Source organism: Vreelandella gomseomensis (genome assembly GCF_031451645.1).
GTDB classification, from domain to species: Bacteria; Pseudomonadota; Gammaproteobacteria; order Pseudomonadales; family Halomonadaceae; genus Vreelandella; species Vreelandella gomseomensis.
The window spans coordinates 100,055-121,375 of record NZ_JARWAI010000003.1 but is presented as its reverse complement, the minus strand read 5'-3'; the positions used below and the strand labels follow the sequence as shown (position 1 = coordinate 121,375).

The 21,321-nt window shown below is 58.1% G+C and carries 19 protein-coding genes; 17 read left to right on the top strand and 2 right to left on the bottom strand.

Going from position 1 to position 21,321, the window contains the following annotated elements; genetic code table 11:
• Positions 1–5: 5 nt before the first annotated feature.
• Positions 6–1,964, bottom strand: coding sequence for an ATP-binding cassette domain-containing protein (locus QC815_RS04670; protein WP_230445572.1), 1,959 nt, complete (start codon positions 1,962–1,964; stop codon positions 6–8).
• A gap of 29 nt (positions 1,965–1,993) precedes the next feature.
• Between QC815_RS04670 and QC815_RS04665 the strand changes: the two genes are divergently transcribed.
• From QC815_RS04665 to QC815_RS04635, 7 genes are all read left to right on the top strand, one after another.
• Positions 1,994–2,581 carry a TIGR02444 family protein gene (locus QC815_RS04665; RefSeq protein WP_230445573.1) on the top strand — a complete coding sequence of 196 codons (588 nt, stop codon included), beginning with the start codon at positions 1,994–1,996 and terminating at the stop codon, positions 2,579–2,581.
• A 170-nt stretch (positions 2,582–2,751) separates the two neighbouring features.
• Positions 2,752–3,768: a TRAP transporter substrate-binding protein gene (locus tag QC815_RS04660; protein ID WP_230445574.1), complete on the top strand. Its 1,017-nt coding sequence runs from the start codon at positions 2,752–2,754 to the stop codon at positions 3,766–3,768.
• Positions 3,769–4,029: 261 nt separating this feature from the next.
• Positions 4,030–4,608, top strand: coding sequence for a TRAP transporter small permease (locus QC815_RS04655; RefSeq protein WP_309767218.1), 579 nt, complete (start codon positions 4,030–4,032; stop codon positions 4,606–4,608).
• A gap of 30 nt (positions 4,609–4,638) precedes the next feature.
• Entirely contained in the window at positions 4,639–5,922 is a 1,284-nt protein-coding gene (locus QC815_RS04650) for a TRAP transporter large permease (protein ID WP_230445576.1), read from the top strand.
• 21 nt (positions 5,923–5,943) lie between these two features.
• Positions 5,944–6,387 carry a universal stress protein gene (locus QC815_RS04645; RefSeq protein ID WP_230445577.1) on the top strand — a complete coding sequence of 148 codons (444 nt, stop codon included), beginning with the start codon at positions 5,944–5,946 and terminating at the stop codon, positions 6,385–6,387.
• Between the two features lie 130 nt (positions 6,388–6,517).
• Complete coding sequence (locus QC815_RS04640) at positions 6,518–7,198, top strand: BamJ family beta-barrel-assembly machinery protein (protein ID WP_309767216.1); 681 nt, start codon at positions 6,518–6,520, stop codon at positions 7,196–7,198.
• A gap of 3 nt (positions 7,199–7,201) precedes the next feature.
• The gene (locus QC815_RS04635) at positions 7,202–8,251 is read left to right on the top strand and encodes an alpha/beta fold hydrolase (RefSeq protein WP_309767214.1); all 1,050 of its coding nucleotides are present in this window, start codon (positions 7,202–7,204) and stop codon (positions 8,249–8,251) included.
• Here QC815_RS04635 and QC815_RS04630 read toward each other — a convergent pair.
• The gene (locus QC815_RS04630) at positions 8,248–8,841 is read right to left on the bottom strand and encodes an SCO family protein (RefSeq protein WP_230445579.1); all 594 of its coding nucleotides are present in this window, start codon (positions 8,839–8,841) and stop codon (positions 8,248–8,250) included. The genes QC815_RS04635 and QC815_RS04630 overlap by 4 nt on opposite strands.
• A 122-nt stretch (positions 8,842–8,963) precedes the next feature.
• On the opposite strand from QC815_RS04630, the gene QC815_RS04625 reads away from it, so the two are divergent.
• The 10 genes from QC815_RS04625 (at position 8,964) to QC815_RS04580 (ending at position 21,262) form a co-directional block, all read left to right on the top strand.
• On the top strand, positions 8,964–9,881 hold the full coding sequence (locus QC815_RS04625; RefSeq protein WP_230445580.1) for an AEC family transporter: 918 nt from the start codon (positions 8,964–8,966) through the stop codon (positions 9,879–9,881).
• Positions 9,882–10,185: 304 nt separating this feature from the next.
• Entirely contained in the window at positions 10,186–11,172 is a 987-nt protein-coding gene (locus tag QC815_RS04620; RefSeq protein ID WP_230445581.1) for a 2-hydroxyacid dehydrogenase, read from the top strand.
• A gap of 566 nt (positions 11,173–11,738) precedes the next feature.
• Positions 11,739–12,650, top strand: coding sequence for a 5-dehydro-4-deoxyglucarate dehydratase (gene kdgD / locus QC815_RS04615; RefSeq protein WP_230445582.1), 912 nt, complete (start codon positions 11,739–11,741; stop codon positions 12,648–12,650).
• A gap of 57 nt (positions 12,651–12,707) precedes the next feature.
• Positions 12,708–13,763, top strand: a complete 1,056-nt coding sequence (locus tag QC815_RS04610) for a type 2 periplasmic-binding domain-containing protein (protein ID WP_230445583.1) — start codon at positions 12,708–12,710, stop codon at positions 13,761–13,763.
• A 106-nt stretch (positions 13,764–13,869) separates the two neighbouring features.
• On the top strand, positions 13,870–14,313 hold the full coding sequence (locus QC815_RS04605) for a tripartite tricarboxylate transporter TctB family protein (protein ID WP_230445584.1): 444 nt from the start codon (positions 13,870–13,872) through the stop codon (positions 14,311–14,313).
• Positions 14,314–14,331: 18 nt separating this feature from the next.
• A complete protein-coding gene (locus QC815_RS04600; RefSeq protein WP_230445585.1) occupies positions 14,332–15,843 on the top strand; it encodes a tripartite tricarboxylate transporter permease in 1,512 nt (503 codons plus the stop codon).
• Between the two features lie 34 nt (positions 15,844–15,877).
• A complete protein-coding gene (garD, locus tag QC815_RS04595) occupies positions 15,878–17,446 on the top strand; it encodes a galactarate dehydratase (protein WP_309767210.1) in 1,569 nt (522 codons plus the stop codon).
• 50 nt (positions 17,447–17,496) lie between these two features.
• Positions 17,497–18,822 (top strand): glucarate dehydratase family protein, encoded by a 1,326-nt coding sequence (locus tag QC815_RS04590; RefSeq protein WP_230445587.1) that lies wholly within the window; start codon positions 17,497–17,499, stop codon positions 18,820–18,822.
• Positions 18,823–18,894: 72 nt separating this feature from the next.
• Positions 18,895–19,635 carry a FadR/GntR family transcriptional regulator gene (locus QC815_RS04585; protein ID WP_309767208.1) on the top strand — a complete coding sequence of 247 codons (741 nt, stop codon included), beginning with the start codon at positions 18,895–18,897 and terminating at the stop codon, positions 19,633–19,635.
• 49 nt (positions 19,636–19,684) lie between these two features.
• Positions 19,685–21,262, top strand: coding sequence for an aldehyde dehydrogenase (NADP(+)) (locus QC815_RS04580; protein ID WP_309767206.1), 1,578 nt, complete (start codon positions 19,685–19,687; stop codon positions 21,260–21,262).
• Positions 21,263–21,321 lie beyond the last annotated feature (59 nt).

Here is a 21,321-nt window from a genome sequence, read left to right as displayed (position 1 = left end):
GGCGCCTAGGCGTTTTCGCTGGCCTGCAGCTCGGCTTCCATCGATTCCAGCGCTTCCTCGGCCGCCAGCCACTGGGCTTCGGCATCGTTGAGGCGCGTCATGATATCCGCCTGACGGGCCAGAGCGTCGGTAAGTTCCGTCTTGCGCGCCTCGTCGGTGTAAAGCGCCGGGTCGGCGAGGGTTTCTTCCAGCTTGGCGAGCGCCGCCTGCTCGCGTTCCATGGCCTTCTCTGCCTGGTCACGCTCCTTTTTCAGTGGGCGCAGCTTTTCACGCAGTTCGGCGGCGGCTTTGCGCGCTGCCTTGCGGGCGTCGCGGTTATCGCCGCCGGCCTGCTGGCCTTGACGCTCGCTCTTCTCGTTGCGGCTATCCCGGCGGCTTTCTTCCAGGCGTGCCTTCAACCAGGCGCGATAATCGTCGAGGTCGCCGTCGAAGGGCTCGACCCGGTGATCGGCGACCCGCCAGAACTCATCTACCGTGGCGCGCAGCAGGTGGCGGTCGTGAGACACCAGTATCACGGTGCCCTCGAAGCTGGCCAGTGCCTGGGTCAGCGCTTCGCGCATTTCCAGATCCAAGTGGTTGGTGGGCTCGTCCAGCAGCAACAGGTTGGGCTTTTGCCAGGCCACCAGCGCCAGCGCCAGGCGGGCTTTCTCACCGCCTGAAAAGCTGCCGACCTGGCCGAAGGCATCGTCACCTCTGAAGCCGAACCCGCCCAGGAAGTTGCGGATATCCTGGTCGCTGGCGGTGGGCGAAAGCCGCTGCACGTGTACGAACGGCGTGGTTGCGACGTCCAGGCCTTCCAGTTGGTGCTGGGCAAAGTAGCCGATCGCCAGGTGTTCACCCGGTACGCGCTTGCCTTCCAGCAGGTCGAGTTCGCCGGTGAGCGATTTGATCAGCGTCGACTTACCGGCGCCGTTGGGGCCCAGCAGGCCGATACGGCTGCCCGGCAGCAGCGTGAGGTTGACCTTGTCGAGCTGGGCGACATCGCCTGCCTCGCTGCGGTAGCCAAGCGTCGCCTGGTCGAGCACAAGCAGCGGGTGTGAGGTCTTGTCCGCTGCTGGAAGGGTAAAGTGGAACGGCGAATCGACGTGGGCAACGGCGATGTCTTCCATGCGCTCGAGCATCTTGACGCGGCTTTGCGCCTGCTTGGCTTTGGTTGCCTTGGCCTTGAAACGCGTGATAAAGCGCTCGATCTCCTCGCGTCGCGCCTGCTGCTTGGCGGCTTCGGCCTGCTGGAGGGCGAGCTTCTCGGCGCGGGTGCGCTCAAAGCGGGAGTAGTTGCCGCGGTAAAGCTCCAGCGTTTGATGGTGCATGTGCACGATGTGGTCGCACACGGCATCCAGGAAATCACGGTCGTGGGAAATCAGCAGCAGCGTGCCGGGGTAGCGGGTAAGCCACTGCTCCAGCCACAGCAGCGCATCGAGGTCGAGGTGATTGGTGGGCTCATCGAGGAGCAGCAGATCCGAGGGCATGAACAGCGTACGGGCCAGATTGACGCGCATTCGCCAGCCGCCGGAAAACGACGACAGGGGGCGCGTGAGATCCGCCTGTCCAAATCCCAGCCCGACCAGCAGCTGGGCGGCGCGGGACTCGGCCCGGTAGCCATCCAGGGTTTCGATCAGGCCGTGGAGTTCCGCTTCACGGTGCGGGTTGCCGGCGTCGCGGGCCGCCTGGAGATCGGCCTGGGCCTGGCGCAGGTCGATATCGCCGTCCAGCACATAGTCGATAATCGGCCGATCCAGGGTGTCGACTTCCTGGGCCATGTGGGCGATGCGTTGTCCGCCGCTCAGCTCCACGTCACCCTGATCGGGGCCGAGCTCGCCCAGCAACAGCTTGAAGAGGCTCGACTTGCCTGCACCGTTTGCCCCGATAATGCCGGTTTTCACCCCGCTGGGCAGGGTCAGGTCGGCGTTGTCGAGTAGCGTTTGCGTGCCGCGTTGCAGGGCGACTTGGCGCAGTGCGATCATGCGTTCTCCCGAAAAGAAAGGGTCATACAATGCTGGATTCCACTGCGCTTGATTCTACCCGATTCGCGGCGTTACAGCAGGCACCCCTGTGGGATTTCGCGCTGGCGTTCTACGCCCGCCCCGGCGTCGAGCAGGCGTGCCTGGCGCTGCAGGATATCGCCGCGGTGGATGTGTGCGAGCTGGTGTTTCACGGCTGGCTTTTCACCCACGGGCTGGAGGCGCGGCCAGAGGCGTTGTCAGCGCAACGCCAGTCGTGCGGTGAATGGCAAGCCGGCGTCACCGAGGTGCTGCGCGGTCTGCGGCGTGACCTGAAGCGCGCCGAACGCCCCAGCGAGACGCTCCTGGCGCTTCGGGAACGCATCAAGCAGGCCGAGTTGCTCGCCGAGCGTGAAAACCTTCAACGTTGGCAGACGTGGGCGTGGGACGCTGACCCGCCGTGGCAGCGCTTGCAAAATAAGCCAACGATGTCGAACGATACCGGCATTTGGCTGCAAGAACGCCTTTTATCGCCACATGATGGTCAGCGCTCGGTATTCGATGAAGTGACCGTGGAAGCTCTTCAAGATGCCTTTGATGTGCTGGGTCGCCAGCTTGACCCCTTACAGCGAGCGCGCTAGCCTGAAAATTAGCTGCTTTTGAATAACTGGTTGTTATTCGGGCTTTGTAGCGTGCCGTGCCTCTCGGCGCTGGCACCACTACGAGTAACACAGCGCGTTGCATGACGCGCCGAAAAAGCAGATTCCTGCGCACTCGTACAGCGCGCTTACCACTGCAAGGGGAACACCGCATGAAGGCAAGCAAGTTAGTAACGACGGCGAGCGTCAGTGCACTACTGGTTGGCATGTCGGGCGTCGCTCAGGCTGACAACTGGCGTTACGCGCACGAAGAATACGAGGGTGACGTCCAGGACGTTTTCGCCTATGCGTTCAAAGAACACATCGAAGACAACTCAGACCACACCGTTCAGGTCTATCGCTTTGGTGAGCTTGGCGAGTCCGACGATATCATGGAGCAGACCCAGAACGGCATTCTCCAGTTCGTCAACCAGTCGCCCGGCTTTACTGGTTCGCTGATCCCGGAAGCCCAGATCTTCTTCATTCCCTACCTGCTTCCCACCGACGAAGAGACCGTGCTTGAGTTCTTCGACGAAAGCGAAGCGATCAATGAGATGTTCCCGGAGCTCTACGCCGAACAGGGCCTTGAGCTGCTGAAAATGTATCCGGAAGGCGAAATGGTCATTACGACCAACGAGCCGTTCACCTCTCCCGAGGGGCTGGATAACAAGAAGATCCGTACCATGACCAACCCGCTGCTGTCGGAGACCTACGACGCATTCGGGGCAACGCCCACGCCGCTGCCCTGGGGTGAGGTATACGGTGGTCTGCAGACCGGCGTTATCGATGGTCAGGAAAACCCGATTTTCTGGATCGAGTCCGGCGGCCTTTACGAAGTGTCTCCGCACCTGACCTTTACCGGTCACGGCTGGTTCACCACTGCGATGATGGCCAATCAGGACTTTTACGAAGGCCTTTCCGACGATGATAAAGAGCTGGTTCAGGAAGCTTCTGAAGTAGCTTACGACCACACCATCGAGCACATCCAGGGGCTGGCCGAAGAATCGCTCGCGAAGATTCAAGAAGCTTCTGACGAAGTCACCGTCACGCGTCTTAATGAAGAGCAGATTCAGGCCTTCCGCGATCGCGCCCCCCAGGTTGAAGAAGAGTTCCTGGAAATGACCGGTGAACGTGGTGAAGAACTACTTAACCAGTTCAAGGAAGACCTGGAAGAAGTCAGCAACGACTAAGACTTAGCAGCCCTCGCCACTAAAAGGCGCTGCAGTTGAAGCACCCAGGGGCGGCCAGCGGCCGCCCCTTTTTATATAGAGATCGCCTCTATCAATGCGCTTACGCGAACGCATTCGTTCACCCAGCGTTGAACCAGTAACGTTAGGTTACCGTTAGGCTGAATATGCAAGCCATGGTGACGTGCATGCACCCTGCGTTTGGATCGGTGTGGAAACGTGAAATCGGCAGCGCAAGGCTGCCGTGATTAAAGGAGTCCGGCCATGACCGAAGAAGAGTCCGAAAAAAGCTACCGCTCAGGCTTGCCCGGTATCCTCGGGGTAGTGGATACCGTTATCAGCAAGATCGAGTCGGTGATTCTGGCGCTTGGCGTCTTGTTGATGGCGCTGAACACGGTCACCAACGTGGTGTCGCGCTTTGTGTTCGGCAACAGCATCATGTTTTCAGGTGAGCTCAACCGCATTCTGATCATCATGATCACCTTTGCCGGGATCGGCTACGCGGCGCGCCACGGGCGACACATCCGCATGTCGGCGATCTACGATGCGCTGCCCACCGGCGGTCGCAAGGTGCTGATGATCGTGATTGCCTTGTTCACCTCGCTGGTGATGTTCTTTTTGCTTTACTACTCGGTATTCTACATCATCGATTTGTATAGCAAAGGGCGCGTGCTGCCATCCATGGGGTTACCCATCTGGATGATCTACCTGTGGGTACCCATGGGCTTCTTGATTACCGGCATTCAATACCTGCTCACCGCCATCAAGAACATGACCTCCCGGGATGTGTATCTCTCCACCGGGGTGGTGGATGGCTATAAAGATACTGAAACGGAAGTCTAACGCAGGGCACAGCTGCCCAGGGGAACTGCTATGACGACAATAATGGTCACCACAATGATTGTCCTGCTTTTGCTGGGCTTTCCGATGATGATCCCGTTGATTACCGCCTCGGCCATTGGCTTTTTCATGATGTTCAATGGGTTTGGGCAGATGGAAACGCTGATTCAGCAGATGATGGCGGGTATCCGTCCGGCCTCGCTGATCGCGGTACCCATGTTTATCCTGGCGGCGGATATCATGACGCGAGGTCAATCGGCCAGCCGCCTGATCGACATGGTGATGTCGTTCATTGGCCACGTGAAAGGCGGCCTGGCCGTCAGCACGGCGGCGTCATGTACGCTGTTTGGTGCCGTATCCGGGTCGACTCAGGCCACCGTGGTGGCGGTTGGCTCGCCGCTGCGTCCGCGCATGCTGAAAGCCGGGTACTCGGACTCGTTTACCCTGGCGTTGATTATCAACTCCAGCGATATCGCCTTTTTGATCCCGCCCAGTATCGGCATGATCATCTACGGGGTGATTTCAGGCACGTCTATCGGCGAGCTGTTTATTGCCGGTATCGGGCCTGGCTTGATGATACTGATGATGTTTGCCGCCTACAGCATGATTTATGCAACGGTGAAAAACGTCCCGACCGAGCCTAAAGCGACTTGGGGGGAACGGGGCAGGGCCGTGCGCATGGCGCTCTGGCCGCTGGGCTTCCCGGTGATTATCGTCGGTGGCATCTATGGCGGTATCTTCAGCCCCACGGAAGCGGCAGCGGCCTGCGTGCTTTACGCCGTTTTTCTCGAGTTTCTGGTGTTTCGCTCGCTCAAGGTCAACGATATTTACGCCATCGCCAAGTCCACCGGCTTGATTACCGCCGTTGTGTTCATTCTGGTGGCCGTGGGCAACAGTTTCTCGTGGATCATCTCGTTCGCGCAGATTCCCCAGGCGATTCTGGAAGCGGTAGGGGTCAATGAAGCAGGCCCCACCGGCGTGCTGATTGCGATCTGTATCGCCTTCTTCGTGGCCTGCATGTTTGTCGACCCGATCGTGGTCATTCTGGTACTGACGCCTATCTTCGCGCCGGCGATTGCGTCCACCGGGCTTGACCCGGTGCTGGTCGGGATCCTGATTACCCTGCAGGTGGCCATTGGCTCGGCGACACCACCCTTCGGGTGCGATATCTTCACCGCCATTGCCATTTTCAAGCGCCCCTACTGGGACGTCATCAAGGGTACCCCGCCGTTTATCTTCATGCTGATCCTGGCGGCCGTGCTGCTGATCATGTTCCCGCAGATCGCCCTGTTCCTGCGCGACGTAGCTTTCGGCTAACTCGGCACAAGGAGAACGCCCATGTTCAATCGCATTTTAGTTCCGGTGGATGGCTCCAAAGGGGCCTTGAAAGCGCTTGAAAAGGCAGTGGGGCTGCAGATGTTGACCGGCTCCGAGCTTTACCTTTTGTGCGTGTTCAAGCACCACAGTCTGCTGGAGGCGTCGCTGTCGATGGTGCGGCCCAACAGGCTGGATATCCCCGACGATGCGCTGAAAGAGTACGCCACGGAAATCGCCGTGCATGCCAAGTCTCGCGCCATTGAAATGGGTGCCGATGGCGGGCGCGTGCGGGCCTTTGTCAAAGGCGGCAGGCCCTCGCGCACCATCGTTCGCTTTGCCCGCAAACGCGAGTGTGACCTGGTCGTGATCGGTGCCCAGGGCACTAACGGTGACAAGAACCTGCTGCTGGGCAGCGTTTCCCAGCGGGTGGCGGGCGCGGCGCACTGCCCGACGCTGGTGGTGTAAGCCGCGCCGCTCAACCAATGTCGCGGGTGAATCACACCCGTCGTCCTGGCAGATGCAGCCCGGGGCGGCGGGTGTTACTCTTTTGACGGTTCTCATTACGGTGCGTTGCACCCTGAATAAAAGGTGTTTTATGAAAGTAGCGATTTCCTCAACGGCGCTGGTGAGTTTACTGCTGGTTGCTCCCTTGGCGGCCGCCGCCCCGGAAACCGAAGAGGAGCGGCTGGCGTATAGCCTCGGTGTCACCCTGGGTGAGAGCATGCAGGCCGATATCGAAAACCTGGATATCGATACCTTTACCGACGGCATGCGCGACGTGTTTGAAGGCAATGACCTGGCGCTGGATGACGCGCAAATGAGTGAAGCGCTGATGACCTTCCAGGAGCAGTCCATGGCGGCCCGGGAAGCGGAAGCCGCTGAGGCCGCTGAAGCCAACCGTCAGGCAGGCGAAGCTTTCCTCGCTGACAATGCCGAGCGCGACGACGTGACGGTCATGGAATCAGGCCTGCAGTACGAAGTGCTCGAGGCGGGCGACGGTGAGTCCCCCGGCCCCCAGGATACGGTCGAGGTCAATTACGAAGGTACGCTGCTGGACGGCACCGTGTTTGACAGCTCCTTCGAGCGCGGCGAGTCGGTGAGTTTTCAGGTCAACCAGGTTATCGAAGGCTGGCAGGAAGCCTTGCAGGCAATGAGCGTCGGTGATAGCTGGATGCTGTATATCCCCGCTGACCTGGCTTACGGCGAAAGCGGTCAGGGGCCGATTGGCCCCAACGAAGTGCTGACCTTCCGCGTTGACCTGCTGGACGTTGAGTAACGCATGGGCGTCTCCCCGCGTCATCTAGCCTGTGGGCTGCTGCTCATGGGCAGTACGTTGGCAGCGACGCAAACCCTGGGCGCTCCCGAGACGCTGCCGTCGCTGGACGCTGGGAAGGATGGCGCCAGCGTGGTGGGCGTTTCGTCCGGTGGCTACATGGCCACCCAGCTGGCGGTGGCGTTTCCCGAGCGTTTTGCTGCGGTGGGGGTGCTGGCAGCCGGCCCCTGGGGCTGCGCGGAGGGCTCGCTAAGCCGGGCGCTCAATCATTGCCTGACGACAGCAGATGGCGAGCCGTCACTGGATAGGCTGGAAAATCGCCGCCGCCGCTACGAGTCGGCCCAGCAGGTAGGCCCGCGGGAGGCGCTCAGCCAGCTAAGGGTGTACCTGTGGCACGGCGAGGAGGACGAGGTGGTGGCGCCTGTGCTGGGCGATCTGTTGGCCGAGCAGTGGGAGCGCTGGCTGGCCTCGCCCGAGCAGCTTCGCGTCAAACGACGCGAAGACACCGGGCATGGCTGGCCGGTGCGTCTGCATGATGAGGCGCCCCCACCCCAACTGCTCGGCGACTGTCAGCAGGGCGGCGGCAGCTATCTGCTGGCCTGCGATGACGATGTGGCCGGCGACATGCTGAGCTTTCTGTATCCCCAGCGCGAATCACAGCGCGATGGCCAAGGGCAATTACGCGCGTTTGACCAGTCTGCCTTTGCAGTTAACGGCATGGCGGATAGCGGCTTTGTCTTTATACCCGAAGGCTGCGAAAAGGGTGGCTGCGAGGTTACGCTGGCGCTTCATGGCTGCCAGATGAGCGCAGACGCGATAGACGATACGTTTGTGCGTCACAGTGGGCTCAACGAGTGGGCGGCAACGCACCGCCAGATCGTGGTGTATCCCCAGGTACAGAGCAGCATGATGAACCCTCAGGGCTGCTGGGACTGGTGGGGGTATGCCGAGCGTTCATCCCGGCTGACCCCGCTGCACGATACCCGAGAAGGGGCGCAGGTGGCCGCGCTGATGGCGCTGCTGGCGCGCCTGCAGTCGGCGCCAGAGAGTGATTAACCCCCCAGTTTTTCTACCAGGGCGGCGCTAAGCGCCTGGGGCGTCGGCGAGTACAGCACCCGCTGTAAAATGTCGCCGTCACGATCGACAAGATAGAGCGCCGAACTGTGGTCAATGGTGTACTCGATAGCGGAGTCAGGCGCCTCGACGCGACGGCTGATGACGCCATAACGGGACATGACATCCTTGAGGTCGGCGTCGCTTCCTCGCGCGCCGATCAAGTCCTCATCGAAAAACGCCAGATACTGCTCAAGCCGTTCCAGCGTGTCGCGTTCCGGATCGACCGTGATCATCACGGGCACCACCTTCTGCCGCTGCGCTGGCGAAAGACCCGCCAACGCCTGCCGCGTGACCGAGAGCGTCATGGGGCAGACATCCGGGCAGTACGTATAGCCAAACGACACCAGGGCGATCTGCTCCTCGCCAAGCTGGGCAAGTGAAAAGTCACCCTGGGTGGACGGCAGTTCAATATCGCCGCCGCTGGGCATGTCGCTGTGCGGCGATAGCACGCTGTCGTAGAGCAAGACGCCAATGCCGACAATCAGGATGGTAATGAGGCCGACACCTAGCCAGCGTTTTGGATAGGTCATGGTAATCCCCCGCAGGCGGTGAGCCGGTGCCCGTTGGCGACGGCTTAACTGCGTTTATATGTCATAGTAACAGTAAACCTGCGCGTGTCACGGCAGGGCGGCAAGACGGATAAGGAAGCCCGATGGAAAGCATTAACGGTGCCCTAGGCCCGCTGTTCCTGTTGATCCTTCTGGGGGCAGTGCTGGGCGTAAAGCGCTGGCCCAGCGATACGTTCTGGCCACACATGGAGCGGCTGATCTATTTTCTGCTTTTCCCGGCCATGCTGGTGGCGACGCTGGCAACAGCGGATGTCAGCCAGGTGCCGGTGACCCGCCTGGCGCTGGTGCTGCTGGGCGCGATGGCCGCGTTTGGGCTGCTGCTCTGGCGGCTGCGCGCAAGATTGAAGCTGACGCCGGCGGCATTTACCTCGGTGTTTCAGGGCGCGGTGCGTTTCAATACCTATGTGGGCGTTGCCGGGGCGGCGGCCCTGCACGGCAGCGCCGGCGCCACCACCGCCGCCGTGGCGGTGGCGCTGATGGTGCCAGTGGTCAATATCATGTGCGTGGCCAGCTTTGTTGCCGCCGGCACCCTCGGCAATGCCAGCATTGGCAAAAGCATCATGGCACTAATCAAGAACCCCCTGATTCTGGCGTGCTTGCTGGGTATTGTGTTGAACCTTTCCGGCATAGGGCTGCCGGGCTGGAGCCATGATACCGTCGATCTACTAGGCCGTGCTGCCTTGCCGCTTGGGCTGGTTGCTGTGGGGGTGGCATTGCGCCCGGCAGCGCTGCTGCGCGTTGATCGTGGCGTGCTGGCGACGAACAGCGTCAAGCTGTTGCTGATGCCTGCGTTAGTGCTGGGGCTTGCGTGGCTGGTTGGCCTGGATACGGTGAGTCGCGACGTCGCGCTGTTGTTTGCCGCACTGCCCACGGCGACGTCAGCGTATATTCTGGCTCGCCAGCTGGGTGGCGATGCTGAATTGATGGCGGCGATTATCACCGGCCAGACGCTGCTGGCGATGCTGACGCTACCCGTCTGGCTGCAAGTCGCGGGCGGCTAGAAATAAAAAAGTAAATAAAAAATATTCGTATTTGTGTTGACGAGGTAAATGAGAACTATTACATTGTGATTGTGGCGTTTGATGAGACGCCACAGACCACGACAGATTTGGCAATCATTACCACTTTCCTGTCATGGTTTCTCCCTCTCATTGCTAGTCACGGTCTTTTGCCGCTCCTCTGGAGCGGCTTTCTTTTTTCTAATAACCACTTTCTTGATCCTCGCCAACAACGCCCTGCGCTGTTCAGGCAGATAATAGGCGCTTTGCCTATGCTGACCTTGAAACCTCGACAGGAGCAACCGCCATGCGCATCGCCGTGTTTAGCGCCAAGCCTTATGACCAAACCTTTCTGACCCTTGCCAATGAGGACAAGCATCACGAGCTGAGTTTTTTTGACGTGCGGTTAACCGCTGATACGGCGCTTTTGGCGAGAGGTTATGAAGGGGTTTGTGTGTTTGTGAATGACCACCTGGATACCTCCGTTCTGCATCTGCTCCACGGCAATGGCACACGGCTGGTGGCGTTGCGCTCGGCGGGTTTCAATCATGTCGACTTAGCGACCGCCGAACAATTGGGCATGACCGTCGTACGTGTGCCCGCCTATTCACCCCATGCCGTCGCGGAGCACGCGGTAGCCCTGGTGCTAAGTCTTAATCGAATGACTTACCGCGCCTACAACCGAGTGCGCGAGGGTAACTTTTCCCTGGACGGCTTGCTGGGGTTTGACCTGCACGGCAAAACGGTGGGCGTGATCGGTACTGGCAACATCGGGCTGATCTTTGCCGATATCATGCACGGTTTTGGCTGCCGTATTCTGGCCAGCGATCCTTTTCCAAACCCAGACGCCAAAGCGTTTATAGAATATGTTCCTCGCGAAACACTCTTTGCAGATGCCGATATCATCTCGCTGCACTGCCCGTTGACGCCTGACACTGATCACCTGATCAATGAAAAAGCGATAGACCAAATGAAGCCCGGGGTTATGCTGATAAACACAGGGCGAGGACGCGTGGTTGATACGCAAGCGGTGATCGCCGGGTTAAAAAGCGGCAAAATTGGCCGCTTGGGGTTGGATGTCTACGAAGAAGAAGAGCAGCTGTTCTTCGAAGACTTGTCCCAGGGCGTGATCGATGACGATCAGTTTATGCGACTTACGACCTTCCATAACGTGCTGATTACCGGTCATCAGGCGTTTTTTACCGACGAAGCGCTCACCAATATTGCAGAGACGACGCTCGAGAATATTGATGCCTTTGAAAGTGGAAATGGCACACTGCATCGGCTGGTATAACCGAACCGACGTTATGCTGCCGAATCATTGATAAAGGGTTTTCTGAAATTTTAAATAAAAAGCATTCGCATTTCACTTGAAGGTGTAAATGAGAACTATTACATTGTGGTTGTGGCGTTTGAGAGACGCCACAGACCACGGCAGCGCAGGTCAGCGCGACCAGTTACCTGTCATGGTTTCTCCCTCTCATTGCTAGTCACGGTCTTTTGCCGCTCCCCTGGAGCGGCTTTCTTTTTTGGGCCTTGGTCACCCAACTGACCCACACCGCTGCCTGCGCCCGGCGTTGTGAGCAAGTTCTCTTATCCCGCTATACAACCTCGTCTTTTCTCACTAAGTCACTATTAATTCAGATGTTTATCTGTGCGATAGGCTTAAGTAGGGTTCCCGAAGCGTAAGCGATCAGCCTTCAACTTTGGTTGTATTTTGTGTCCTGAGCCTTGCCTGATTGGATAGCTAGGCTTAACTTCTCATTTGTACGATGTATGACAACTAAGCGGTTGTCACGATTTCGAGCCTCGCTAATGGGTGTTGGCACACTGCAACGAGGGAAGCATGAGGATGGTGGCGTGAAGTTTTCCAAACAAGACGTAATACAAGCGATCGGTGATGGCCTGCTCTCGTTCCCGATCACCGACTTCGATGACAACGGCCAGTTTGATGAAGCCAGCTACCGCGAGCGGCTAGCCTGGTTTATCAGCCATGATATTTCCGCCGTCTTTGTGGCGGGCGGCACCGGTGAGTTTTTCAACCTATCGCTGGAAGAGTATCGCCGTATCGTTCAGGTGGCGGTTGAGGTGATTGACGGCAAGCTCCCCGTGATTGCCAGTGCGGGCTTAAGCGTGGCGACGGGCAAGGCCTTTGCCGCTGCTGCCGAAGAGGCCGGCGCCGATGGCATTTTGCTGATGCCCCCCTACCTGACCGAGTGCCCGCAAGACGGCCTGGTCGATTACGCCCGGCAAATTTGTGACGCTACGGCAATTAACGTTATCTACTACAACCGCGGTAACGGCATTCTCAATGCGACGTCGGTTCAGGCGCTGGCGGATGCCTGCCCGAATTTGATTGGCCTGAAGGACGGCAAAGGCGATATCCAGGCGCTGAACAAGATCGTCAAGACCGTGGGCGACCGCCTGACCTATATCGGTGGCGTGCCTACCGCCGAGATTTTCGCCGAAGCGTATCTTTCCATCGGTGTTAATACCTATTCCTCGGCCGTGTTCAATTTTGTCCCTGATATGGCGGTGGCTTTCTATCGAGCTCTCCGTGCTGGGGACAGTCGTGTCGTTAAGCAAATTACCCAGGACTTTTTTATCCCGTTTATCGATTTGCGTGATCAAAAAGCCGGGTATGCCGTGAGCCTGATCAAAGCCGGTGCCGAGATTATCGGTCGCCCGGCGGGAAAGGTGCGCGCGCCTTTAACGATGCCTACCGCTGACGAATGTCGGCAACTTAAGCAACTAATCGATAAAACCAAGTAAATCCCTTCTCAAACCGCAAGACCATAATAAATTTACAATGACCGAATGAGGTGAAGCATGTTGGTATCTAAGAAAGCGCTAGCTGGACTGGGTTCGGCCGCCTTGATGGCATCAATGACCGTTGGCTCGGGTGTCGCCTTTGCTCAGGATGGCCCTTTGCGGGGCAATGTACGGGTGGTCATCGGCTCTACGTCGACCGGTGGTGATACCTATCAAAACTCCAGCATTGTTGCGGATGCGTTATCCGAAAAACTTGATCTGAACATGAAGGTCGACGCGGTTGGCGCGAACTCTGCTTTCCGGACCCTGGACCGCGATTCCCGTGGCAACACGCTGATGATTTTCCATGACCAGTCCTACCTGGGGTATTTGTATGGTGTGGAGGGCTACGACAATATTTTTGAAAAATATACCGTGGGCCCGACAGTGGCTATTAACCCAGGCAATGCCTACTTGGTGCCAAAAGACTCTCCTTACGAAACCCTTAATGACATTATTGCTGCGGTGGGTGAAGGAGAGACGGTACGCGTCGCAATCCAGCCAGGCGGTGTCTCGGAAATCGGTTTTAGTGCATTAAAGAATGCCATTGCGATTGAGCACCCTGGCCAGGAAGACAATCTGGTAGCGGTGAATACCGGCTCGCAGTCGGATAAAAACCAGCAGCTTTTTGATGACCAAGCTGACGTGATCAACGGGACGGTGCAGGCCAACGAGCAATACACGCGCTTGCCTGAAGATGATCAAAAGGCCATGCGATTTGTGTGGCTGACGGCGCGGCAAGATACCATCGAGCAGGCGCCAGAAGAGGGCCTGGGCCAGACGACTCGTGAGCAGTTGTTGGAGTATGTCGAGCCTAACGTCAATGTCACTATGGGGGGTGACGAAAGCTTCACCTTCGATAAAGAGTTCTTCTTCCTTTACAACAAGGATATGGACCCTGCCATCGTTGAGCAGATTGACGAGGCTTTAGCAGAAATCTACGCGGAAGGCGAAATTCAAGAAACACAAAAGAACGCGTTTTTCATTCCTAACTTCAAGCCTTCTGATGAAGCGTCTGAGTACCTGCAAGACAAGATGACGCGCTACGAAGGCATTATCGAAAACATCAAGTAAGCGATTCAGGCACCGGCACATGGGTGTCGGTGCCATCGCTATAAGACATAAAGCACTCTAGAACCATGATAGGCCAGGGTAGCCTGCTGCCTATATCGGAGCTGTTATGGAATCAGGTCTGTCAAGTCTGCTTAGCATCTCGATCGATTTCGAGACGTCTCATCTGTTCTTCCCGATGATTATTCATTGGGTATTGGCACTGTTGTTCCTTGCCGTTTTAGTGACCAAGACAGTTCCTTTTCTGGCCGCTGTGAAACGTGGCGAGCGGACCTTGCCGATTATTGGTGAGTCCATGGATGGCTTCCGCTTCTTCGGTACGCTTGCCTTGATGGTGGCGTATTTCTATCTGATGGCGTACGTGGGCAATATGTTTCCCTACACGGGTTACGGTTTCCTGTTCGTCTCGATGGTTTTCGTCTTGCTTATGGCATTGCTGTACATGCATGAGTGGACAAAAAAGGCTATGACCACCGCGGTGATCACGGCCATTGTAGCGCCCAGCTTGGCTTGGTTCATTCTGGCCAAGCTGTTCAAAATTACCCTGCCGTGACCGAAGTGAGTGCCCCCCATGGAATTTTTGTCACTTCTCGATCTAACGTTTTTCCTTCTTGCTGCCTTGGGCGCCCTGGTCGGCATCATCTTTGGCGCAATACCCGGCATGACGGCGACTATGGCGGTAGCCGTGTGTCTCCCGTTGACCTACGCCCTGGGCCTTAACCACGGCTTGGCGCTGTTGCTTGGCCTGTATGTAGGGGGAATATCGGGCGGTATGGTGCCGGCGATTCTGATTAATATTCCCGGCACACCCTCGTCTATCACCACCACCTTCGATGGTTACCCGATGGCCCAGAAAGGTGAGGGCGAGAAGGCCCTACGGGTCAGCGTCATCGCCTCAGTGGTCGGCGGTCTGATCAGTGCGGCCGTGCTGTTCTTTTTTGCGCCGATGCTGGCGGATTTCTCGATCAAGTTCTCCTATGTGGAGAAGTTCCTGATCATTCTGCTTGCGTTGAGCGTGATTGCCTCACTTTCCAGCAACATGCTGGTGGGTATCTTCAGCGGCGTGATTGGCATCTGGCTGAGCCTGGTCGGCGTCTATAGCACCTCTGACGGTGGCAACGGCAAGACACGGCTGATGTTTGACTTCATGGAGCCTTACCTGTTTGAAGGCTTCTCTTTGCTGCCTGTATTGATAGGTATCTTCGGTATCTCAACAATTCTGCTCGAGGCCGAAAAAGGCGTTAAGAATGACCTGACCGGTGAAGGCGTGAAGCTCGGCAAAGGGGGCAGCGGTTTCTCCATGTCGATCTTCAAAGGTCGTTTGACCAACCTGGTTCGCTCCTCCTTTATAGGTACCTTCGTCGGCATGCTGCCGGGGGTGGGCGGTAGTGCGGCGTCTGTGCTGGCTTACACCCAGGAGAAGAACCTGTCGAAGGATTCCTCCGAAATGGGCAAGGGCGCGCCTCAGGGCTTGATTGCCTCGGAGTCTGCCAATAATGCCTTGACCGGCGGTGCGCTTATTCCACTGCTTTCCCTGGGGATCCCCGGTGACTCTACCACCGCTGTGCTGATTGGTGCCTTCACCCTTCAAGGTATCCAGGTGGGGCCGCTGTTCATCCCGGAGAACGTGGATACCTGGTATGTGATGATGACGGCGCTGATCTTCGCCAACATCGTGATGTTCTTCCTGATGTTCTACGCCATCAAGCATATCGCCAAGGTGGTGATGGTACCCAAGCACCTGCTCTTCCCGATCATTGTGATGATGTGCGTGGTCGGTGCCTATGCGATCAATTACGGCATCATGTTCGATGTCTGGACCCTTTTGATCTTCGGTGTGCTGGGCTACGTCATTCAGAAGGTCGGGCTTGAAGTCGCGCCTTTGATTATCGGCTTTATCTTAGGCAGCCAGGCGGAAGTCTATTTCGTCAAGAGCCTTGAGTCTGCTGGCACTTTCTCAATCTTCTTCACCAAGAGCCCAATCGCCGTTGTGCTTTGGATCTTGATCATTGCGTCGGTGGTCTTTTCCATCTTAATGGGGCTCAAGCGTCGCAAGGTCAGCCGCGAGGAGGCTTCCCAGTGATAGCTGTTCAGCTGCATATCCCGGAGGGTCGACCATGACGCAGGACAATCCGTCACCTCGAGTGATCCGCATTCATCCCAGTGATAATGTTGCCGTCGCTGTCGCACAGGGTGGTCTGGCGGCTGGCGAACGTCTCGATGGCGGCATTGAACTCCAGACGCATGTGCCTCAGGGCCACAAGGTGGCGCTGGTGGCCCTGGCCGAGGGTGATGCCGTGATTCGCTACGGTGAGGTGATAGGAACGGCGGCCCTGGCGATTCCTTGTGGTGGCCATGTCAATGAGACCAATCTACTCATGCCTACGCCACCTTCGTTGGACGATCTGCCGCTGGCGACACGTCCGGCGCCACCAGCGGAGCCATTGGAAGGTTACACCTTTGAGGGGTTCCGTAATGCCAACGGTAGCGTCGGCACCCAGAATGTTCTCGGTATTACCACCAGCGTGCAGTGTGTGGCCGGTATTGTGGATCACGTAGTGCAGCGCATAAAACGTGAGTTGTTGCCCAAGTTTCCCAATGTCGATGCGGTGGTAGGGCTTAACCATAGCTATGGCTGTGGCGTGGCGATCAACGCCCCGGCCGCCGTGGTGCCCATTCGCACGCTCAAGCATCTGGCTCAGAATCCCAACTTTGGTGACCAAGTCATGGTCATCGGGCTGGGGTGCGAGAAACTACAGCCCTCTACCCTGGTTGATGATCAGCCGGTGAGGATCTACGAGAATACTGAGGCCGCTGACCCCCAGGCCAATGTGTTGAGCCTGCAGGACGAGTCGTTCGAGGGCTTTGACGATATGGTGGCAGGCATCATGGCCATGGCAGAGCGACATCTTGAGCATCTCGATAAGCGGCAGCGGGAAACTTGCCCGGTGTCCGAGCTTGTGGTCGGCATGCAATGCGGTGGCAGTGATGCCTTCTCTGGACTGACAGCTAACCCGGCCGTGGGGTTTGCAACCGACTTGATCGTCCGGGCCGGTGGTAGCGTGATGTTCTCTGAAGTCACCGAGGTGCGCGATGCGATTCACCTGTTGACGCCCCGCGCGATTGATTCTTCCGTCGGTAAAGCACTGGTCGATCAAATGGCCTGGTATGACGATTACCTGTCTCAGGGTCAAACCGATCGGAGTGCCAATACGTCGCCTGGCAACAAGAAAGGTGGATTGAGCAATATCGTTGAAAAAGCCTTGGGGTCGGTGATCAAGTCGGGTAACTCCCCCATCATTGACGTTATTGGGCCTGGAGAGCGTCTGCGAAAGCGCGGATTGACCTTCGCCGCCACCCCTGCCAGCGACTTTATCTGCGGTACCTTGCAGGCAGCAGCGGGCATGAACCTGCAGGTCTTTACCACCGGACGCGGGACACCCTACAACCTGCCGATGACCCCGGTGATCAAGGTCTCGAGCAACTCTACCCTGGCGCGTCGCTGGCATGATCTGATCGACCTCGATGCCGGACGCATCGCCACGGGGGAGGCATCCATCGAGGAAATGGGCTGGGAGCTTTTCCAACTCATTCTCGACGTGGCCAGCGGCCGTCGGCGCGTTGCCGCCGATAAGCTCGGCCTTTACAACGACCTGGTGCTATTCAATCCCGCACCAGTGACTTAACAGCAGAAACACATCTCGACAGAGCCGATACTATAAAGAGGCAAATGTAAATGTTCCCGACGATTAAAAAAATGCGTGTTGTGCCGGTGGCTGGCTACGATGGCTTTCTGCTCAACCTGAGCGGCGGCCATGCCCCCTGGTTCATCCGCTGCGTGCTGATTCTAGAAGATGATGCCGGCAATACAGGGGTCGGGGAAATCCCTTCCAGCGACGGTATCATCAAGGGGTTGGAGCAGTGCCGCTCCCTTGTTGAAGGCTCGCAAGTCAACAACGTCAAGCAGACACTGAACCAGGCGCGCCAGATACTGGCCCAAAATGGACGTGAAGAGCGTGGCCGTCAGACCTTCGATCTACGCGTTGCGGTTCACGTTATTACCGCTATTGAATCGGCGTTGTTCGACCTGTTCGGTCAGGCGTTGGGTATGCCGGTGGCAGATTTGCTGGGGCAGTACGGGCGCCAGCGCGATGAAGTCGAAGCGCTTGGGTATCTTTTTCTGCTGGGGGACCCTGAAAAGACGGACCTGCCGTACCCCAAGGCCGAGAACCCCAAGGATGCCTGGGACGAGGTGCGCTACAAAGAGGCGCTCACGCCAGACGCCGTCGCTAACCTGGCAAAGGCCGCCTATGATCGCTACGGCTTCAAGGACTTCAAGCTCAAGGGCGGCGTACTCCGCGGCGAGGAAGAGGCCGACTGCATCCGCGCGCTCCACGAAGCTTTCCCGGAAGCGCGTTTGACCCTCGATCCCAACGGCGCCTGGAAGCTCGACGAAGCGGTGCGCGTGCTTGATCCGATCAAGCACCTGCTAAGCTATGCTGAAGATCCCTGTGGTCAGGAAGAGAGTTACTCCGGTCGCGAGACCATGGCCGAGTTCAAAAAGCGCACCGGTCTGCCTACAGCAACCAACATGATCGCGACCGATTTCAAGCAATTGCAGTATGCCGTGCAGCTTAATTCCGTCGATATTCCGCTGGCGGACTGCCATTTCTGGACCATGCAGGGCGCTGTGATGGTCGGCGAGCTGTGCAACGAGTGGGGCATGACCTGGGGCTCGCATAGCAACAACCACTTCGACATTTCCCTGGCGATGATGACCCACGTAGCGGCCGCTTGCCCTGGCGAGATCACCGCCATCGATACCCACTGGATCTGGCAGGACGGCCAACGCATCACCAAAGAGCCGTTCCAGATCCGTGATGGCAAGCTGACCGTGCCTAAAACCCCAGGCCTCGGCGTCGAGCTGGATGAAGAGAAGCTGAAAGAGGCACATGCGCTCTACAAGAGTCTCGACGTGACTCAACGCAATGACGCCATGGCCATGCAGTTCTTGATTCCAGGATGGGAGTTTGACCCCAAGCGTCCTGCGCTTGTGAGGTAAGAGCCACTCTGCTCTGATATGATGTATATCATCATACTTTAGGCGAAGGTGTTTATGGTCAAGGAAAGCGAAATGACATCGGTTCAACCTCCCCTTAACGTAAGCAAGGTCGCGAAGCAGGGTAGCCTCTCCCAATATGTCGCCGAACAATTGGAGGCCTTGATCGTGCAGGGCAAGGTGGCGGTGGGCAATAAGTTGCCCACCGAAAACAGCTTGTGCGACTCCTTCGGCGTCAGCCGCACTGTGGTGCGCGAGGCCATTACCCACCTGAAGTCCCTGGGACTGGTAGAGACGCGCCGGGGAGTGGGCACCACAGTGCTGCGGGCCAAGGCAGAGGAGCCAAGACCCGCGCAGCATATCAACCCCACGACCGTTGCCGATATTCTGCACCTGCTCGAACTGAGGTTAACCCTGGAGCCTGCTGCGGCGGCGCTGGCGGCGCTGCGCCATGACGACGCCGACCGAGAGCTCCTGAGGGCCCAGCATAACGCCTTCATCAAGGCTCATGCCGAGAAACGGCTGGCGCGGCAAGAGGATTACCTTTTTCACTTTGCGATTGCAAAGGCGACCAAGAACCCCTTCTTTGCATCTTTCTACGAGCAGTGGAGCAAGAGTGTCATTCCCAGAGCCAAGCTGCTCAGTATCGAAATCGACCCTAAATCATCCGACCGTTACCTGGAGCGTGTTCAGGCCGAGCATGACGAGATTATCGAAGCGATTTTGTCGCGTGACGCACAAAAAGCCCGCGACATGATGTTCAAGCATCTTGATCGAGCCAAGAACATGTATGCCCAGTATCGGGACCAAACGTAGCACCATCGGGCATCCAAAGCGCCCGATAAACGAAGCTAAGGAGGAATCTATGACGATCCGTGGTGAAATGCTGATCGGTCAGCAAGCCGTTAGCGGCAATCAAGCCGACATTCATGCGGTTAACCCCACTACCGGCGAGACGATGGAGCCGACCTACGTGGGAGGTAGCAAGGCAGAAGTTGAAAGTGCCTGCGAGCTCGCCGAAACCGCCTTCGCCAGCTACCGCGAGACCGGCCTTGAAGCACGTGCCACCTTCCTCGAAACCATTGCCTCCGAAATTGAGGGTATCGGCGATGAGCTCATTGAGCGCGCCATGGCCGAGACCGGCCTGCCGCGCCCGCGGATAGAAGGCGAGCGTGGCCGTACCTGCGGCCAGTTGCGTTTGTTCGCTTCCGTGGTACGTGCCGGTGAGTGGCTCGACGTGCGCATTGACCCGGCACTGCCGGATCGTTCGCCCATGCCGCGTACTGACCTTCGCCAGCGCCATATCGGTCTTGGTCCGGTCGCCGTGTTCGGCGCCTCCAACTTTCCGTTGGCGTTCTCCGTGGCCGGTGGTGATACCGCTTCAGCGCTGGCCGCTGGCTGCCCGGTCGTGGTCAAGGGCCACTCCGCCCACCCTGGCACGTCCGAACTGGTGGGCCGCGCCGTTCAGCGCGCCGTAGCCAAGTGCAACCTGCCTGATGGTGTCTTCTCGCTGCTGTTCGGCTCGGGTAAAGAGATCGGCCAGGCACTGGTCAATGACCCGCGCATCCAGGCCGTTGGCTTCACCGGCTCGCGCAGTGGCGGCACGGCGCTGATGGCCACGGCCCAGGCGCGCCCGCAGCCGATCCCGGTCTACGCCGAGATGAGCAGCATCAACCCCGTGTTCCTGCTGCCGGAGGCCCTAGAAGCGCGTGGCGAGAAGATCGCCGAAGGCTTTGTCGGGTCACTCAACATGGGGGCCGGTCAGTTCTGTACCAATCCAGGGCTTGTGATTGCCGTTAAAGGCAAGGCGCTGGACGCCTTTATCGACGCCGCTGGCGACGGCGTTAAAGCCAGTATCAGCCAGACCATGCTCTCCCCGGGGATTCACCAGGCCTATGAGCAGGGTGTTAACGCCCTCTCCTCGCATGCCAAGGTACGCGAAGTGGCGCGTGGTCAACTCGGTGAAGGCGCTAACCAGTGCTGCGCGGGCTTGTTCGTTGCCTCTGCTGCCGACTTTCTTACCGATGAGACCCTGCAGGCCGAGGTATTTGGTGCCAGCTCGCTGGTTGTTGAGTGCGCCGATCAGGCTGAAATGATGCGCGTGGCTGCCGAACTTGAGGGTCAGTTGACCATCACCCTGCAAATGGATGATGGTGATGTGGACGCGGCCAAAGCGCTGCTGCCGACCCTGGAGCGCAAAGCGGGCCGTATCCTGGCCAACGGCTGGCCGACCGGTGTCGAGGTGTGCCACGCCATGGTTCACGGCGGCCCTTACCCGGCCACATCGGATAGCCGTACGACTTCGGTGGGCAGCGCGGCGATCCATCGCTTCCTGCGCCCTGTTTGCTACCAGGCACTGCCGGAAGCGCTGCTTCCGGATGCCCTGCAAGATGCCAACCCCGAGGGTGTCAGCCGCTTGGTGGATGGTAAGCGCGAAGCCTGAGTCAGAAGGTTGTCAACCGTAAACAAACGGTTATATAAGTACTTAACTAAGCGGCCTAC